The sequence below is a fragment of the Streptomyces sp. NPDC052721 genome, from assembly GCF_040678315.1.
Classification (GTDB): Bacteria; Actinomycetota; Actinomycetes; order Streptomycetales; family Streptomycetaceae; genus Streptomyces.
On the sequence record NZ_JBFATL010000079.1, the window covers coordinates 1 to 15,972 of the forward strand.

At 71.3% G+C, this 15,972-nt stretch carries 17 protein-coding genes; 12 read left to right on the forward strand and 5 right to left on the reverse strand.

The genetic code is table 11. The features are described 5' to 3' along the window. Positions 1–91 precede the first annotated feature (91 nt). The 4 genes from AB0L21_RS38555 to AB0L21_RS38570 all read right to left on the reverse strand — a co-directional run bounded on the left by AB0L21_RS38555 (position 92) and on the right by AB0L21_RS38570 (position 3,592). The gene (locus tag AB0L21_RS38555) at positions 92–415 is read right to left on the reverse strand and encodes a multidrug efflux SMR transporter (RefSeq protein WP_030657145.1); all 324 of its coding nucleotides are present in this window, start codon (positions 413–415) and stop codon (positions 92–94) included. Between the two features lie 84 nt (positions 416–499). Beyond that, a complete protein-coding gene (rsgA, locus tag AB0L21_RS38560) occupies positions 500–1,513 on the reverse strand; it encodes a ribosome small subunit-dependent GTPase A (RefSeq protein ID WP_365710351.1) in 1,014 nt (337 codons plus the stop codon). An 11-nt stretch (positions 1,514–1,524) separates the two neighbouring features. Further along, a complete protein-coding gene (gene aroA, locus AB0L21_RS38565) occupies positions 1,525–2,841 on the reverse strand; it encodes a 3-phosphoshikimate 1-carboxyvinyltransferase (protein WP_365788658.1) in 1,317 nt (438 codons plus the stop codon). A gap of 28 nt (positions 2,842–2,869) precedes the next feature. Further along, positions 2,870–3,592: a M50 family metallopeptidase gene (locus AB0L21_RS38570; RefSeq protein ID WP_365710347.1), complete on the reverse strand. Its 723-nt coding sequence runs from the start codon at positions 3,590–3,592 to the stop codon at positions 2,870–2,872. A 50-nt stretch (positions 3,593–3,642) separates the two neighbouring features. Between AB0L21_RS38570 and AB0L21_RS38575 the strand changes: the two genes are divergently transcribed. The 10 genes from AB0L21_RS38575 (at position 3,643) to AB0L21_RS38620 (ending at position 13,713) form a co-directional block, all read left to right on the forward strand. After that, positions 3,643–4,458: an SOS response-associated peptidase gene (locus AB0L21_RS38575; RefSeq protein WP_365710345.1), complete on the forward strand. Its 816-nt coding sequence runs from the start codon at positions 3,643–3,645 to the stop codon at positions 4,456–4,458. Between the two features lies 1 nt (position 4,459). Beyond that, positions 4,460–5,107 (forward strand): alpha/beta family hydrolase, encoded by a 648-nt coding sequence (locus AB0L21_RS38580; RefSeq protein WP_365788659.1) that lies wholly within the window; start codon positions 4,460–4,462, stop codon positions 5,105–5,107. Positions 5,108–5,363: 256 nt separating this feature from the next. After that, entirely contained in the window at positions 5,364–6,059 is a 696-nt protein-coding gene (gene sigR, locus AB0L21_RS38585) for an RNA polymerase sigma factor SigR (protein ID WP_365710389.1), read from the forward strand. Then, the gene (gene rsrA / locus AB0L21_RS38590; protein WP_059252525.1) at positions 6,056–6,367 is read left to right on the forward strand and encodes a mycothiol system anti-sigma-R factor; all 312 of its coding nucleotides are present in this window, start codon (positions 6,056–6,058) and stop codon (positions 6,365–6,367) included. Before sigR ends, rsrA begins: the two co-directional genes overlap by 4 nt. A 112-nt stretch (positions 6,368–6,479) precedes the next feature. Continuing rightward, the gene (locus tag AB0L21_RS38595) at positions 6,480–7,784 is read left to right on the forward strand and encodes an HD-GYP domain-containing protein (RefSeq protein ID WP_365788660.1); all 1,305 of its coding nucleotides are present in this window, start codon (positions 6,480–6,482) and stop codon (positions 7,782–7,784) included. Further along, entirely contained in the window at positions 7,781–9,064 is a 1,284-nt protein-coding gene (locus AB0L21_RS38600) for a metal-dependent phosphohydrolase (RefSeq protein ID WP_365710339.1), read from the forward strand. Before AB0L21_RS38595 ends, AB0L21_RS38600 begins: the two co-directional genes overlap by 4 nt. A gap of 99 nt (positions 9,065–9,163) precedes the next feature. Then, complete coding sequence (locus AB0L21_RS38605; protein WP_365710337.1) at positions 9,164–10,144, forward strand: hypothetical protein; 981 nt, start codon at positions 9,164–9,166, stop codon at positions 10,142–10,144. Between the two features lie 149 nt (positions 10,145–10,293). Beyond that, positions 10,294–10,944: a peptide deformylase gene (def, locus tag AB0L21_RS38610; RefSeq protein ID WP_365788661.1), complete on the forward strand. Its 651-nt coding sequence runs from the start codon at positions 10,294–10,296 to the stop codon at positions 10,942–10,944. A 289-nt stretch (positions 10,945–11,233) separates the two neighbouring features. Beyond that, entirely contained in the window at positions 11,234–12,319 is a 1,086-nt protein-coding gene (gene cyc1, locus AB0L21_RS38615; protein WP_365710333.1) for an epi-isozizaene synthase, read from the forward strand. Beyond that, positions 12,316–13,713 carry a cytochrome P450 gene (locus AB0L21_RS38620; RefSeq protein WP_365788662.1) on the forward strand — a complete coding sequence of 466 codons (1,398 nt, stop codon included), beginning with the start codon at positions 12,316–12,318 and terminating at the stop codon, positions 13,711–13,713. The genes cyc1 and AB0L21_RS38620 overlap by 4 nt, the downstream gene beginning before the upstream one ends. A 22-nt stretch (positions 13,714–13,735) precedes the next feature. Here the strand turns inward: AB0L21_RS38620 and AB0L21_RS38625 are convergent, their stop codons facing one another. Then, positions 13,736–14,698 (reverse strand): helix-turn-helix domain-containing protein, encoded by a 963-nt coding sequence (locus tag AB0L21_RS38625; RefSeq protein ID WP_365788663.1) that lies wholly within the window; start codon positions 14,696–14,698, stop codon positions 13,736–13,738. Between the two features lie 93 nt (positions 14,699–14,791). On the opposite strand from AB0L21_RS38625, the gene AB0L21_RS38630 reads away from it, so the two are divergent. Both AB0L21_RS38630 and AB0L21_RS38635 read left to right on the forward strand, forming a co-directional pair. Then, a complete protein-coding gene (locus tag AB0L21_RS38630) occupies positions 14,792–15,007 on the forward strand; it encodes a hypothetical protein (protein WP_365710327.1) in 216 nt (71 codons plus the stop codon). A gap of 70 nt (positions 15,008–15,077) precedes the next feature. Then, positions 15,078–15,863, forward strand: a complete 786-nt coding sequence (locus AB0L21_RS38635; RefSeq protein ID WP_365710325.1) for a hypothetical protein — start codon at positions 15,078–15,080, stop codon at positions 15,861–15,863. Positions 15,864–15,972 lie beyond the last annotated feature (109 nt).

Genomic DNA, 15,972 nt, shown 5'->3' on the forward strand with positions numbered 1-15,972 from the left:
TACGAGGGCCGGGGCCCGGCACGCCGAGAGCACGCACCTGACGCCGCGCGGCCCGCCCTCCGGGCGGACGACGGGAGTTTGACGACAGGACCTAGTGGGCCGAGCCCGACAGCTGGAGTCCGATCACCCCGATGATGACCAGGCTGATCGACACGATCTTCAGGGTGGAGACCAGGTCGCCGAGGAAGACCATGCCGTAGATCGCGGTGCCCGCCGCGCCGATGCCGGTCCACACGGCGTAGGCGGGGCCGACGTCCAGCTTCTTCAGGGACAGGGTGAGCAGACCGAAGCTGCCCAGGGCGAACGACGCGAAGGCGATCGTCGGCCACAGGCGCGTGAACCCGTGCGAGAGCTTCAGGCACACGGCGAAGCCGGTCTCCAGTATCCCGGCCACGATGACCAGCAGCCACGCCATGTGCGGTCCTCCCGTTGATCCGGATCTCCGGCTCGGTGCGATTATGCACTTACCTGCCTCGCACCCCGGCAAACAACGCGAGGCTCAGTCGCCTTCCTTGCGTTCCCTGGTGGCCAGCAGCCGGCGCAGCGAGTACAGCCGTGCCGGGTCCGCGTGTCCCTCCTCCACCCACGCGTCCAGCGCGCAGTCCGGCTCGTCGTGGCTGCACGCGCGCGGACAGCCCGCCGTGCCGGGTTCGAGGTCGGGGAAGGCGTGGATCACCCGGGACGGATCGATGTGCGCGAGCCCGAAGGAGCGGATCCCCGGGGTGTCGACGACCCAGCCTCCCCCACGACCGGCCAGCGGCAGGGCGAGGGCGGAGGTGGTGGTGTGCCGGCCCCGGCCGGTCACCGCGTTGACGTGTCCCGTCGTACGCCGGCGGTCCTTCGCCACCAGGGCGTTGACCAGGGTCGTCTTGCCGACGCCCGAGTGGCCCACGAACGCGGTGATCTTGCCGTCGAGGTGTTCGCGGACCCGGTCCGCCGCGTCCCCGTGCTCCAGTTCCCCGCGGCTGGTGACGACGTACGGGATGTCGAGGGCGCCGTACAGCTCCAGCAGCTTGTCCGGCGGGGCGAGGTCCGACTTGGTCATCACCAGCAGCGGCTCCAGACCGCCGTCGAAGGCCGCGACCAGGCAGCGGTCGATCAGCCGGGGGCGGGGCTCGGGATCGGCCAGGGCCGTCACGATCGCGAGCTGGTCGGCGTTGGCGACGACCACCCGCTCGTACGGATCGTCGTCGTCGGCCGTGCGGCGCAGCACCGATGTCCGCTCCTCGATGCGGACGATCCGCGCGAGCGTGTCCTTCGCGCCGGACAGGTCCCCGACCAGGGCCACCCGGTCGCCCACCACGGCCGCCTTGCGGCCCAGCTCACGTGCTTTCATCGCCATCACGACCCGGTCCCCGACCAGGCAGGTCAGCCGCCCCCGGTCGACGGTGAGGACCATGCCCTCGGCCGCGTCCTCGTGCTTGGGCCGGATGTTCGTCCGCGGCCGGTTGCCCTTGCGGTTGGGACGGCTGCGGATGTCGTCCTCGTCGGTGTGCTTGCCGTAGCGGCGCATGGCGTACGTCCCTACTGCCCGAGCATCCCGGTCCACAGCTCGGGGAAGTCCGGCAGGGTCTTCGCCGTCGTCGCCACGTTCTCGATGTGCACGCCCGGCACGGCCAGGCCGATGATCGCACCGGCGGTCGCCATGCGGTGGTCCTCGTAGGTGTGGAAGGTGCCGCCGTGCAGCGCGCGCGGGCGGATGTGCAGGCCGTCGGCCGTCTCCGTGACGTCACCGCCCAGCTCGTTGATCTCCTTGGTGAGCGCGGCGAGCCGGTCCGTCTCGTGCAGCCGCAGATGGGCCACGCCCCGCAGGGTGGACGGCGAGTCGGCGAGCGCGGCCACCGCCGCGATGCCCGGGGTCAGCTCGCCCACGTCGCCGAGGTCCACGTCGATGCCGTGGATCGCCCCCGAACCGATGAACTCAAGGCCGTACTCGGTCAGTTGGCAGGAACCGCCCATCTCGGTGAAGATCTCCCGCAGCCGGTCACCCGGCTGGGTGGTACGGGTCGGCCAGTCCGGGATCACCACCTTGCCGCCGGTGACCAGGGCCGCCGCCAGGAACGGCTGCGCGTTGGACAGATCCGGCTCGATCGTCAGGTCCCGGCCGAGCAGCGCGCCCGGCGTCACCCGCCACACGTTCGGCTCGCCGCCCGACTCCGGGGTGTCCACCTGGGCGCCGACCGCGCGCAGCATGTCCACCGTCATCCGGATGTGCGGCATCGAGGGCAGGCTGGCGCCGGTGTGGCGGACCTCCACCCCCTGGTTGAAACGGGGGCCCGACAGCAGCAGCGCCGACACGAACTGCGACGACGAGGAGGCGTCGATCGACACCGGGCCGCCGTCCAGGGCCCCGCCGCCGTGCACGGTCAGCGGCAGCGTGCCCCGGCCGTCGTCGTCGATCCGGGCGCCGAGCACCCGCAGCGCGTCGATCACGCCGTTCAGGGGACGCTCGTACGACCGCGGGTCCCCGTCGAACCGGACCGGGCCGTCGGCCAGCGCGGCCACCGGCGGCAGGAACCGCATCACCGTGCCCGCGTTGCCGACGTCGACCGTGGCCGGGCCGGACAGGCCCGTGGGCAGCACCCGCCACGCCTCGCCGGTGCCGTCCGGGCCCACTCCCTCCTCGATCTCCACGCCCATGGCGCGCAGGGCACCGGCCATCAGCAGGGTGTCGCGCGACCGCAGCGGGCGGCGCAGCCAGCCGGGCTCGGAGGCCAGGGCCGCGAGGACCAGGGCGCGGTTGGTGACCGACTTGGACCCCGGCACGTGGACCGTCGCGTCGACGGCTCCGCTCGCGTGCGGGGCGGGCCAGAGGGCGGTGGAGGAGGTGTTCGGGGCCATGGGGCCACTTTATAAGGAGGGCCCGGTGTCAACCTTCCAGCAGCCAGCGGCCCCCGCCGATCAGCGAGCACAGCGACACCGCGTGGAACAGGAACAGCCACAGGCCCGCCGGTACGTGCGTCAGCCGCGACAGCTGGTCCGCGTCCGAGTCGCCTGCGCCTCCCCTCGACCGTTTGGCCTGCAGCTCGAACGGCGGCCGTACCCCGCCGGACAGCAGGAACCACACCACCGCGTACGCGAACGCGGCCTGCACCTGCGGCCCCGCCAGCCAGGACACCAGCAGGAACGCCCCGCCCGCGAGGACCACGGTCAGCACGCCGTACGCGTTGCGGATCATCACCAGCATCGCCACCAGCAGGGCGGTGGCCGCCCACAGCAGAAGGGTGATGCGCCCGGCGGCCAGCAGCGCGGCCCCGCCGAGGCCCAGCAGCGAGGGGGCCGTGTAGCCCGCGGCGGCCGTCAGGATCATGCCCAGCCCGTAGGGCTTGCCCCGGCTCACGGTGAGCCCGCTGGTGTCGGAGTGCAGCCGGATACCGGTGAGCTGCCGGCCGGTGAGCAGGGCGATCAGGCCGTGGCCGCCCTCGTGCGCGATGGTGATCGCGTTGCGGGATATCCGCCACACCGGATGCGGGACGACCACGGCGAGCGCGGCGGCCAGCGTGGCCAGCACCACCCACAGATCGGGATCGGGCTGGGTCCCGGTGAGCCGGTCCCAGAGGTCGGGCAGCGCGGTGGCGGCGAGGCTGTCCATCGGTCGCAGTGACTCCCTGTCCTGGTACGGAGTCTGGCAGTGTGGCACGTATGTGCGGACGGTATGCATCGAGTCGTAGGCCCGAGGATCTCGCCGGAATCTTCGAGGTCGAGAAGTGGGAGCCCGAGGAGACCTTGGAGCCCGACTACAACGTGGCGCCGACCAAAGAGGTCTACGCCGTCCTGGACCGCCCCCTGAAAGACGCGGACTCCCCGCGTCCGGTTCGCCAGCTGCGCACGCTGAAGTGGGGCCTGGTCCCGTCCTGGGCGAAGACCCCGGAGGGCGGCGCGCGCATGATCAACGCCCGCGCCGAGACCGTGCACGAGAAGCCCGCCTACCGGCGCGCCTTCGCCGCCCGCCGCTGCATCCTGCCGGCCGACGGCTACTACGAGTGGGTCACCGGCGAGCAGGAACGCGACCTGGAGGTGGAGGGCAGGAAGAAGCGGCCGCGCAAGCAGCCGTACTTCGTGCTGCCCGCCGACGGCTCGGTGTTCGCGATGGCCGGCCTGTACGAGTTCTGGCGCGACCGCACCCTGCCCGACGACCACCCGCGGGCCTGGTGGGTCACCTGCTCGGTGATCACCACCGAGGCGGAGAAGACCCCGCTGGCCGTGGCCCCCGCCGAGGGCCCGCGCTCCCTCGCCGAGATCCACCCGCGGATGCCGCTGATGCTCACCCCGGACCGCTGGGACGCCTGGCTCGACCCCTCCCGCACCGACCCCGACGACCTGCGGGAACTGCTCGCCCCGCCCCCGGCCGGCCTGATGCGGGCCTACCCGGTCTCCACCGCCGTCAGCAACGTCCGCAACAACAGCCCGGAGCTGCTCAAGGAGCTGGAGGCACCGGAAGAGGGCACACTCTTCTGATGTGACGGATGTGACAGACGTGACCGCACAGACGGTCGGTACGGACGCCGGGGACGCGCGGATCACCTGGCACACGGCGAAGAAGGCACGGCTGGTGCTGGCCGTGAGCCACGGCGCCGGCGGCGGTATCGAGGCCCGCGATCTGCAAGCGCTCGCGGCCGTGCTGCCCGCCGACGGCGTCACCGTCGCCCTCGTCGAGCAGCCCTGGCGGGTGGCCGGCAAGAAGGTCGCTCCCGCACCGAAGACCCTGGACACCGGGTGGCGGGGCGTGTGGCCCGCGCTCACGGAACCCGGCCTGCCGGTGATCTCCGGAGGCCGCAGCGCCGGAGCCCGGGTCGCCTGCCGCACGGCGGCCGAGCTGGGCGCGCACGCCGTACTCGCGCTGAGTTTCCCGCTGCACCCGCCGGGCAAGCCGGAGAAGTCCCGGGCGGACGAGCTGCTGGGGGCCGGGGTGCCCACGCTGGTCGTCCAGGGCGGCAACGACCCCTTCGGGAAGCCGGCGGAGTTCCCGGAGAGTGACTTCCGGCTCATCGAGGTGCCGTACGGCGATCACGGGTTCGCCGTGCCCAAGCGCGCGGAGATCACCCAGGAGCGGGCGCTGGAGATCATCACCGGCGCGGTACGGGAGTGGATCGCGTCACTCGGGTGACCCCGGGAATGCTGGGCGGCGGGCCGCTGTTGAGCCGGACGGAAGTGCCGACGGCTTCGGCACCGACGCCGAAGGAGAGGAAGTCCGCCGCATGGGTTCGACCATCTGCCCGGCCCGCAGCAGCCGCACTGACCTGGACTGGTCCGTGCTGCACGCGGCCAAGACCGCTCCTATTCGAGCGGCGGCAGGCACGGGTCGTGTTCTATCCTCCGAATCGAGTGGGATCGGTTTCGGTCCCGCCCGGGATCTTGAGGAGGTGGGTCCGGTCACCGGTACCGACGCAGGGACCGACAACGGCCAGGCGGAGCTGCCCGAGGGCCAGGGCGTCAGCGCGGACGCGTCCGATGAGTCGACCGCGGAGCGCAGCGCGCGCTTCGAGCGGGACGCGCTCGAATTCCTCGACCAGATGTACTCGGCCGCGCTGCGCATGACGCGCAACCCGGCCGACGCCGAGGACCTGGTGCAGGAGACGTACGCCAAGGCGTACGCGTCCTTCCACCAGTTCCGCGAGGGCACCAACCTCAAGGCGTGGCTGTACCGCATCCTCACCAACACCTTCATCAACTCCTACCGCAAGAAGCAGCGCGAGCCCCAGCGCTCCGCCGCGGAGGAGATCGAGGACTGGCAGCTCGCCCGCGCCGAGTCGCACATGTCGACGGGTCTGCGCTCCGCCGAGTCGCAGGCGCTCGACCACCTGCCCGACTCGGACGTGAAGGAAGCGCTCCAGGCCATCCCCGAGGAGTTCCGCATCGCCGTCTATCTCGCGGACGTCGAGGGGTTTGCCTACAAGGAGATCGCGGACATCATGGGGACACCCATCGGTACGGTGATGTCCCGGCTGCACCGGGGCCGCCGTCAGCTGCGCGGCATGCTGGAGGACTACGCCCGTGAGCGCGGGCTGGTCCCGGCCGGCGCCGGAGAGTCGAACGAAGCGAAAGGCTCGGGCTCATGAGCTGCGGAGAGCCGCACGAGACGGACTGCAGTGAGGTCCTCGACCACCTGTACGAGTTCCTCGACAGCGAGATGCCGGACGTCGACCGCGACAAGTTCCAGCACCACTTCGAGGAATGCTCGCCGTGCCTGGAGAAGTACGGCCTGGAGCAGGCCGTGAAGAAGCTGGTGAAGCGGTGCTGCGGGCATGACGACGTACCCGCCGACCTGCGGGCCAAGGTCATGGGGCGGATCGAGCTGATCCGCTCCGGGCAGACCGTGCCGGAGCACGACGTGACCAAGGCCCCGGCGGCACCGCAGGAGTCCTGACACGCCGGGGCATATCACCCGAACGTGCTAATCCTCAGGTCATAAGCCCCGCACCCCCCGATTCCCGCCCTAGGCTCCGAGCCTGGAGGAGGCACGGTCGGGGAGGGGCGTGATGGACGCGGTACCGGCAAGGGCACGCGGCTACGTGGCCGCCGTCGCCCTGTCGGCCGTCCTCTGCCTGCTGCCCCTGCCGGCGACGCACGTTCCCTGGGGGGCGCCGGTCCTGCTCGCCGCGCTCTACGCGGCCTGCGAGCACGCCGTACGCCGCCGCTTCGGCGGCACCTTCTACCCCGTGCTGCTCGCCGGTGCGTTCCTGCTGCCCGCGCCGGCCGCCGCGCTCGTCCCGGTGCCCGCCGCGCTGCTCTGCCCCGTCGAGCACCGGCCCGCCCTGCTCCGGCGCGTGTGGCGGGCCGCGCAGCCCGCACTCGCCGTGTGGGCCGCCGCCCGGACGCACGGCGCGCTCGGCGGCGAGCACGCCGTCGTCGGCTCCGACTTCCCCTCCGCCCTGCTGCCCGCCGGCGCGGCCGTCCTCGCGTTCTGTCTGGTGCTCACCGCGCTCGACGGCGGCCTGCGCGCGGCGGCCGGGCTGGTTCCGCTGCGGCGGGCCTGGCGCGGGCAGCTGGCGCGCTCCCTCGCCCCGGTCGCGGTGCACGGACTCGCCGGGCTCATGATGGCCGTGCTCTGGCGCAGCCCCTACGGCCCGGTCGCCGCGCTCCTCGTGCTGCTGCCGATGGGCGTCTCCTGCTGGGTCTTCGCCCAGTACCACCGCGAACGCGCCGCCCACCAGGCCACCATCCGCGCCCTCGTCCAGGCCGTCGACATCAAGGACGGCTACACCCGCGGCCACAGCGAACGCGTCGGACACGCCTCCGTGCTGATCGCCCGCGAACTCGGCATGGACGACGACCGCGTCGAAGTGCTGCGCTTCGCCGGCATCCTGCACGACGTCGGCAAACTGGGCGTGCCCACCCGGCTGCTGCGCAAGGAGGGCCCGCTCACCCCGCAGGAGCGGCGGATCATCGAACTGCACCCCGAGTACGGCCACGAGATGGTCCGCGGCATCTCCTTCCTCGGCGAGGCCCGCGCGGCCATCCTCCACCACCACGAACGGCTCGACGGCAGCGGCTACCCGTACGGCCTGGCGGGCAGCCAGATCCCCGAATGCGCCCGGATCGTCGCCGTCGCGGACGCCTTCGACGCCATGACCTCCACCCGCTGCTACAGCAGGGCCCGCCCGGTCGAGGCCGCCGTCGCGGAGCTGGAGCGCTGCGCCGGGGCGCACTTCGACCCCCGGATGGTCGGCGCGCTCGTCCGCGCCCTGCGCCGTACCGGCTGGCACCCGGCGGTCACCGCCGACGAACCGGCACACGGCGCCCCGCCCGCGGAGCGGACCCCCAGCACCGGGGCGCCCCGGTGACCGCCCTGCGGCTGATCCACGGCGTCGCCGCCCTCGTCGCGGCCGGCTCCCTCGCCGTCACCCTCGGGACCGGCCTGCACGACCGGGGCGTCGCGCTCGCCTTCGGCGTGCTCATAGCCATCGGCGAACTGACCCGCTGGAGCGACGAGCAGGGGCAGCGGCAGGCCGCGCCCCTCGGTGCCGCCGGCGCCCTGTCGTACGCCCTGCTGGGCGCCGAAGCCGGGCGGCCCAGCCAGCACGGCGCCGCCCAGGTCGTCACCGTCGTCCTCGTCGCCACCGTGCTCGGTGCCGTCCCGCACATCTGGTCCGGCCGCAGCTCCACCATCGACCACCTGACCCGCCGGACCCTCACCGTCGGCTTCGCCGCCGTCTGCTTCCAACCCCTCTACAACCAGGGCGTCTTCGCTCATTGGGGCGGTCCCGCCTACGCCCTCCTGCTGCTCACCCTGCTCGCCCTCACCTCCCTGTGCGGCGCGGTCCTGACCGCCGCGCTCGCCCACTGCCGCACCCGCTGGCCGTTCGGCCCGCTGCTGCGCGAGGAACTGCGCGGACTGCTCGGCATCGGCTCCGCCGTCTGCGCGACCGGCGCGGTGATGGCACTCGCGGTCGCCGTCGTGGGCCTGTGGGCGCTGCCCGTGTTCTGCCTGCCGATGCTGCTCGTCCAGCTCTCCCTGCGCCGGTACGCGGCCGTCCGCGCCACCTACCGGCAGGCCATCGCCTCCCTCGCCCGCGCCACCGAGATCGCCGGCTGCACCCCCGCCGGGCACGCCCACCGCGTCGCCGCGCTCAGCCTCGCCGTCGGCCGGGACCTCGGCCTGACCGGGCCCGAACTGACCGTCCTGGAGTACGCGGCCCTGATGCACGACATCGGCCAGCTGAGCCTCGTCGACCCGGTCCCGGCGGGCGCCACCGCCGGCCTGCCCGCCACGGAGCAGCGGCGCATCGCCCTGCTCGGCGGGGCCGTCGTCCGGCAGACCGGCGTGGACGCGGCCGTCGCCGCCGTCGTGGAACGGCAGGCCGACCCCTACCGGGAACAGCCGCTCGCCGCCCGGATCGTCCGGGCCGTGAACGCCTACGAGGAGAAGACCCGGGACGCCGGACCCGAAGGCCCGCTGCGCGCACTGGAGGAGCTGCGGCTCGGCACCGCCGAGGACTACGCTCCCGAGGTCGTGGAGTCGCTCGCCCGGGTGCTGGCCAGGCCTCCCGGCGTGCGGGAACGCGTACCCGTGCGACGAACGGGACTGTCTGACCCCGCGCCCGGCTGGGTAACCCATGGGTAATGAGCGCCTTTCCCACGGCACGTGGTTGGATGCGAGGGAGAGGGTGTCCGGGGGCACAAGCCAGCCCACAGCGGGAAATGGAACTGGCAGGCGGGAATCGTGAGGATCTTCGGCAAGGGACGGCACCGGCCCTCCGCCTCCTGGCGGCAGGCCACCGACCGCGCGTTCACACTCATCGGCGACGGCCGGTACGAGGACGCGGGCGAGCTGCTGACACGCGCCGCCGATCTGGAACCCTGGATGTCGGAGTCCTGGTTCAACCTCGCCCTGCTGCACAAGTTCCGGCACGACTGGGAGCAGGCGCGCGCGGCCGGACTGCGCGCGGTCGCCCTCCTCGACCGGGAGACCGGGGCGCCCGACTGGTGGAACGTCGGCATCGCCGCGACCGCCCTGCAGGACTGGCCGCTGGCCCGCCGCGCCTGGCAGGCGTACGGGCTCAAGGTGCCCGGGGGTGCCGCGGCCTCCGCGGAACCCGTCGGCATGGAGCTGGGCAGCGCGGCCGTACGGCTCTCGCCGGAGGGGGAGGCCGAGGTGGTCTGGGGCCGCCGGCTGGACCCCGCGCGGATCGAGGTGCTGTCGATCCCGCTGCCCTCCTCCGGGCGGCGCTGGGGCGAGGTCGTCCTGCACGACGGCGTCCCGCACGGCGAGCGCACCACGTCCAGCGGGCACTCCTACCCGGTCTTCGACGAGATCGAGCTGTGGGCGCCGTCGCCCGTCCCCACCTGGGTGGTCCTGCTGGAGGCGGCCACCGAGGCCGACCGGGACGCGCTGGAGCAACTGGCCGCGGACGCGGGGTTCGCGGCGGAGGACTGGTCGTCGTCGGTACGGCTGCTGTGCCGGATGTGCAGCGAGTCCCGCATGCCGTCCGACGAGGGCGACGGGGTGCACCTGGACCCGCACGACCACAGTGAGCCGGGTCATCCCGGGCCGCTCGGACATCGCACGGACGGGCAGCTGTGGGTGCCGGAGCGGGAGTGCGGGGTGGCCGCGCCGGCTTCGCTGGTCCGGGGGTTGCTGGACGGGTGGGTCGCGGACAGCCCCGACTCGCGGGACTGGCGGGATCTCGAAGAGGTCTGCTGAGGACGGCGTCCGGCTGCGGGTTCGTCGTGGCTGGTCGGGCCCACGCGGCGGAGCCGCATATGGCACAGTCCCGCGCCCCCCGGGGGCGCGCCCCCGTACCCTGTATCAGCAACACTCTCCCTGTTCTTTGAGGAAGGCGTACGTCGGTCATGGCGCAGCAGGACACCGATCAGCAGCACGCGGGCGTGCTCCCCGTCGACGACGAGGGCTACGTCGTCGACACGGAGGACTGCGAGGAGCGCGAGAGGGCCTGGCGCGAGCGCGGCACCTCCCGGCCGATCACGGTCGTCGGCAACCCGGTGCTGCACAAGGAGTGCAAGGACGTCACCGAGTTCGGCGAGGAGCTGCAGCAGCTCGTCGCCGACATGTTCGCCAGCCAGCGCACCGCCGAGGGCGTGGGCCTGGCCGCCAACCAGATCGGTGTCGACCTGAAGGTCTTCGTCTACGACTGCCAGGACGACGAGGGCGTCCGGCACGTCGGCGTGGTGTGCAACCCGAAGCTGGTCGACCTGCCCGCCGAGAAGCGCCGGCTGGACGACAGCAACGAGGGCTGCCTGTCCGTGCCCACGGCGTACGCGTCGCTCGCCCGTCCCGACTACGCCGAGGTGACCGGCCAGGACGAACAGGGCAACCCGATCAAGGTCCGCGGCACCGGCTACTTCGCACGCTGTCTGCAGCACGAGACCGACCACCTCTACGGCTACCTGTACATCGACCGGCTGTCGAAGCGGGACCGCAAGGACGCGCTGCGGCAGATGGCGGAGAACGAGCCACGCTACCCCGTGGTCGCCAACGACTGACCAGCGACGCGCACTTGGGCGCCCCGGCCGGGATCCTTCCTGGCCGGGGCGCCTTCCTGTTGCCGTACTTCGCTCGTTCGTGCGTCGTACAACCGGTCCCTTCCGCGCTGCTAGTGATCCTTAATCAGTCACGCAAGGGGGGATTCGGGGCACCTTGGGGTGGTGAATAGAGCAAATCCGTTCCCACGGCGGTCAGTTGTGGTGCTGAATGGAAGTGCGGGATACGCAACGGCGCACGCCCGGCACAACGGGAGGGCGTGCGCTCCTGGCGGCTGAGAGGGGTTTGTTCGTGCAAGCTTTCCCACACAGCACCACAGCGACGCAGACGGCGGTCGTAGTCCCACCCTCACTGGCACTCCCGGTGATCGAGTCCGCCTTTCCCCGGCAACTGCATCCGTATTGGCCACGACTCCAGGAGAAGACCCGGCTCTGGCTCCTGGAAAAGCGGCTCATGCCGCCGGCCAAGGTCCGGGAATATGCCGATGGCCTGTGCTACACCGACCTCATGGCGGGCTACTACACCGGTGCCTCCGACGAGGTCCTCCAGGCCATAGCCGACTACAGCGCCTGGTTCTTCGTCTGGGACGACCGCCACGACCGCGACATCGTGCACGGCCGGGCGGGCGACTGGCGGCGGCTGCGGCACCGGCTGCACGCGGCTCTGGACGCACCCAGGCACCATCTGCACCATCCGGACCCACTGGTGGCGGGCTTCGCGGACAGCGTGCTGCGACTGTACGGCTTCCTGTCGCCCACCTGGAACCAGCGGTTCGCCCGGCACTTCCACGCGGTCATCGAGGCCTACGACCGTGAATTCCGCAACCGCACCGAGGGATACATACCCGGCGTCGAGGAGTACCTCGCCCTGCGCCGGCTCACCTTCGCGCACTGGATATGGACGGACCTCCTCGAACCCAGTGCCGGATGCGAACTCCCGGACAGCGTACGGAAGAATTCGGCGTACCGCCGGGCGGCCCTCCTCAGTCAGGAATTCGCCGCCTGGTACAACGACCTCTGCTCGCTGCCGAAGGAAATAGCGGGCGACGAGGTGCACAATCTCGGAATCAGCCTCGTCACCCATAAGGGGCTGACCCTAGAAGAAGCGGTGGACGACGTCCGGCGGCGCATCGAGGAATGCATCAGTGAATTCCTCGAAGCCGAGCAGGACGCCCTGAGATTCGCCCGCGAGATCGACGACGGAACGGTCCGCGGAAAAGAGTTGAGCACCGCCGTCCAGGCCTGTGTCGGTCATATGCGCAACTGGTTCAGCTCCGTCTACTGGTTCCACCACGAGTCCGGCCGGTACATGGTCGACAGCTGGGACGACCGCTCCACGCCCCCGTACGTCACGAACGAAGCGGCAGGTGAGAAATGACCGTCGAGTCGGTACAGCCCGCGAACCCCGGGACGCCCGAGAACCCCGAGACCTCCGAGACGCTCGACCTGCGTGAACCGCCCCTGGCCGGAGGCGCCGTACCGGTCCTCGGGCACGGCCTCAAGCTGGTCCGCGACCCGCTCGCCTTCATGTCCGGGCTGCGTGACCACGGAGACGTCGTCCGCCTGAAGCTCGGCCCCAAGACGGTGTACGCCGTCACCACCCCGGCGCTCACCGGAGCACTGGCCCTCAACCCCGACTTCAAGATCGACGGCCCGCTGTGGGAGTCCCTCGAAGGCCTGCTCGGCAAGGAGGGCGTGGCCACCGCGAACGGCCCCCGGCACCGCCGGCAGCGGCGCACCATACAGCCCGCGTTCCGGCTCGACGCGATACCCGACTACGGTCCGATCATGGAGGAGGAGGCGCACGCGCTGACCGACCGCTGGAAACCCGGCGGCACCATCGACTGCACCTCCGAGTCCTTCCGCGTCGCCGTCCGCATCGCGGCCCGCTGCCTGCTGCGCGGCGACTACATGGACGAGCGCGCGGAACGGCTCAGCATCGACCTCGCCACCGTCTTCCGTGGTATGTACCGCCGGATGGTGATCCCGCTCGGCCCGCTCTACCGGCTGCCGTTCCCGGCCAACCGCGAATTCAACCGGGCGCTGGCCGATTTGCATCTGCTGGTGGACGAGATCGTCGCCGAGCGGAGGGCATCTGGTCAAAAGCCGGACGATTTGCTGACGGTATTGCTGGAGGCGAAGGACGACAATGGGGACCCCATCGGGGAACAGGAGATCCACGACCAGGTCGTCGCCATACTCACCCCCGGCAGCGAAACAGTCGCGTCCACGATCATGTGGCTGCTGCAGGTCCTCGCCGAACACCCGGAGCACGCCGAGAAGGTACGGACCGAGGTCGAATCCGTGACCGGTGGTCGACCGGTCGGATTCGAGCACGTCCGCTCACTCACCCACACCAACAATGTCGTCGTCGAGGCCATGCGACTCCGGCCCGCCGTATGGATATTGACGCGGCGCGCGATGACCGACACCGCGCTCGGCGGCTATCGCATTCCGGCCGGGGCGGACATCGTCTACAGCCCCTACGCCATCCAGCGCGACGCCCGCTCCTACGCCCGCCACCTCGACTTCGACCCCGACCGCTGGCTGCCCGAGCGGGCCAAGGAGGTGCCGAAATACGCGATGAGCCCGTTCAGCGTGGGCAACCGCAAGTGCCCCAGCGACCACTTCTCCATGACCCAGCTGAGCCTGATCACCGCGGCGATCTCCGCGAAGTACCGCTTCGAGCAGGTCAGCGGGTCCGACGACACCACCCGCGTGGGCATCACGCTCCGCCCGCAGAACCTGCTGCTGCGGGCGATGCCCTGGTAGACCCGCTGGTACCGGCGCGCGCTCAGGCGGCCTCCGGGCCCCGGAACGCGCGCCGGTAGGCGTTCGGAGTCGTCCCCAGCGCCCGGACGAACTGGTGGCGCAGCGCGGCGGCCGTACCGAACCCGGTGCGCCAGGCGATGGCGTCCATCGTCTCGTCCGTGCCCTCCAGCAGCTCCTGCGCCAGCAGCACCCGTTGGCGAAGGATCCACCGGTACGGCGTGGTCCCGGTCTCCTGCTGGAAGCGCCGGGCGAAGGTGCGCGGCGCCATGTGGGCACGGGCGGCGAGCTGCTCGACGGTCACCTCCTGGTCGAGGTGGGCCTCCATCCAGGCGAGCACCTCCCCGACCGTGTCGCAGGGCGCCTTCGGCAAGGGCCGCTCGATGAACTGCGCCTGCCCGCCGTCCCGGTGCGGCGGCACCACCATCCGACGGGCGATCTTGTTGGCCACCTCCGGCCCCTGCTCCTTGCGCACGAGATGCAGACAGGCGTCGATCCCGGCGGCGGTGCCGGCGGAGGTGATCACGGGGTCCTCGTCCACGTACAGCACGTCCGGCTCGACCGTGAGCCGCGGATAGCGCCGGGACAGCTGCTCGGCGTGGTGCCAGTGCACCGCGCACCGCCGCTCGTCCAGCAGCCCCGCCGCGGCCAGCACGAACACCCCGGAGCAGACGCTGAGCACCCGGGCACCCCGGTCCACGGCCCGCCGCAGCGCCGCCAGCAGCTCCTGCGGATACTCGCGCTCCGCATAGGTCTCACCGGCCGGTACGGCGATCAGATCGGCCTCTTCCAGCCGCTCCAGGCCGTACGGCGTGGACACGGTGAACCCGCAGTGGGTGCTCAGGTCAGGCCCCTCCGCCGACACCACGGCGAAGTCGTACCCGGGCAGCCCGTCGTCGCTGCGGTCGATGCCGAACACCTCGCACACGACACCCAGCTCGAAGGGATGCACCCCGTCCAGCAGCACGGCGGCCACGTTCTTCAGCATGCTGCCAGTGTGCCTCGACAGTGGCAGTAATTCGAGGCTCTACGGCAGTCCTGCCACTCCCGGTAAGGAGTATCCGGCGCGACAGTGGTGTCCATGAACGGAAACCAGATCGAAGGACTCATCGGAATGCTCGCCACCCTCGGGATCCTGGTCCTCCTGGTCCTCCCGTCCGTGCTCGGCATCGTGCGCGACCGGCGCATCGACCGCCAGCTCAGGGCGGCCGAGCGGCGGGGGACGCCCAGGCCCACCGAGCCGGCGGAAGAGCCCGAGCCCCGCAGGAGGCGCCACGGCGCGGCCCGCCCCGCCTGACAGAAACCGTGTGCGAGCCTTGTCCGCCCGCTGTGTAGCCTCTCCTCTCACACCACAAAGGGGAGGGAACATGCGAGGCAGAACGGCCGGTAAGGCCTGGGCCCTGGCGGGCGGGGCCGCGGCCCTGACGCTGCTGACCGCGACGGGCGCCCACGCGGAGGGCAGGGGAGACATCCGCGTCGTGAAGACCGTCGTCAACAAGGGCGGGAACGTGATCGTCGGGACGACGAAGAAGGTCACGTTCCCCATCGCCCTCACGATCAAGGACGACTCGGGCGTGAAGGGGGTGACCCATGCCAGCACCTTCAACACGGCCTACGGCCTTGGCTTCTTCGACTGGACCGGGACCTCGTGCGTGAAGAAGTCGCACACCACGTCGGTGTGCACGGTCACGATGACGGTCGCCCCGGCCTGGATCCGCGACAGTGACGACATGGACAGCAACAAGCTGGCCGGCGTCTGGCAGGTCAACGCCACCGTCAAGGCGAACGACGGCGACTACTGGATCTCCGACCGGATCGCCGAGTACAAGGTCAAGCGGGCCTCGCAACTGACCACGGACGCCTCGCCCGAGCCCGTGGCCAAGGGCGCCAAGCTGACCGTCACCGGCAAGCTGTCCCGTGCGAACTGGGAGGACCTGAAGTACCACGGGTTCACCGGCCAGGACGTGAAGCTCCAGTTCAAAGCGGTCGGCGCCGCCCACTACAGCACGGTGAAGACCGTGCGCACGGGCGACGCCGGAAAGCTCAGCACCAAGGTCACCGTCACCTCGGCGGGCAGCTGGCGCTGGTACTTCCCCGGCACGACGACGACCGCGCGGGTCGTATCGGCCGGGGACGCCGTGAAGCTGAAGTAACCGCCGGTCAGAAATCCTCGTCCAGGTCGACGGTGCCCTCCACCGCGACCTGGTAGGCCGAGGGCCGGCGTTCGAAGAAGTTGGTCAGTTCCTGGACGCCTTGGAGTTC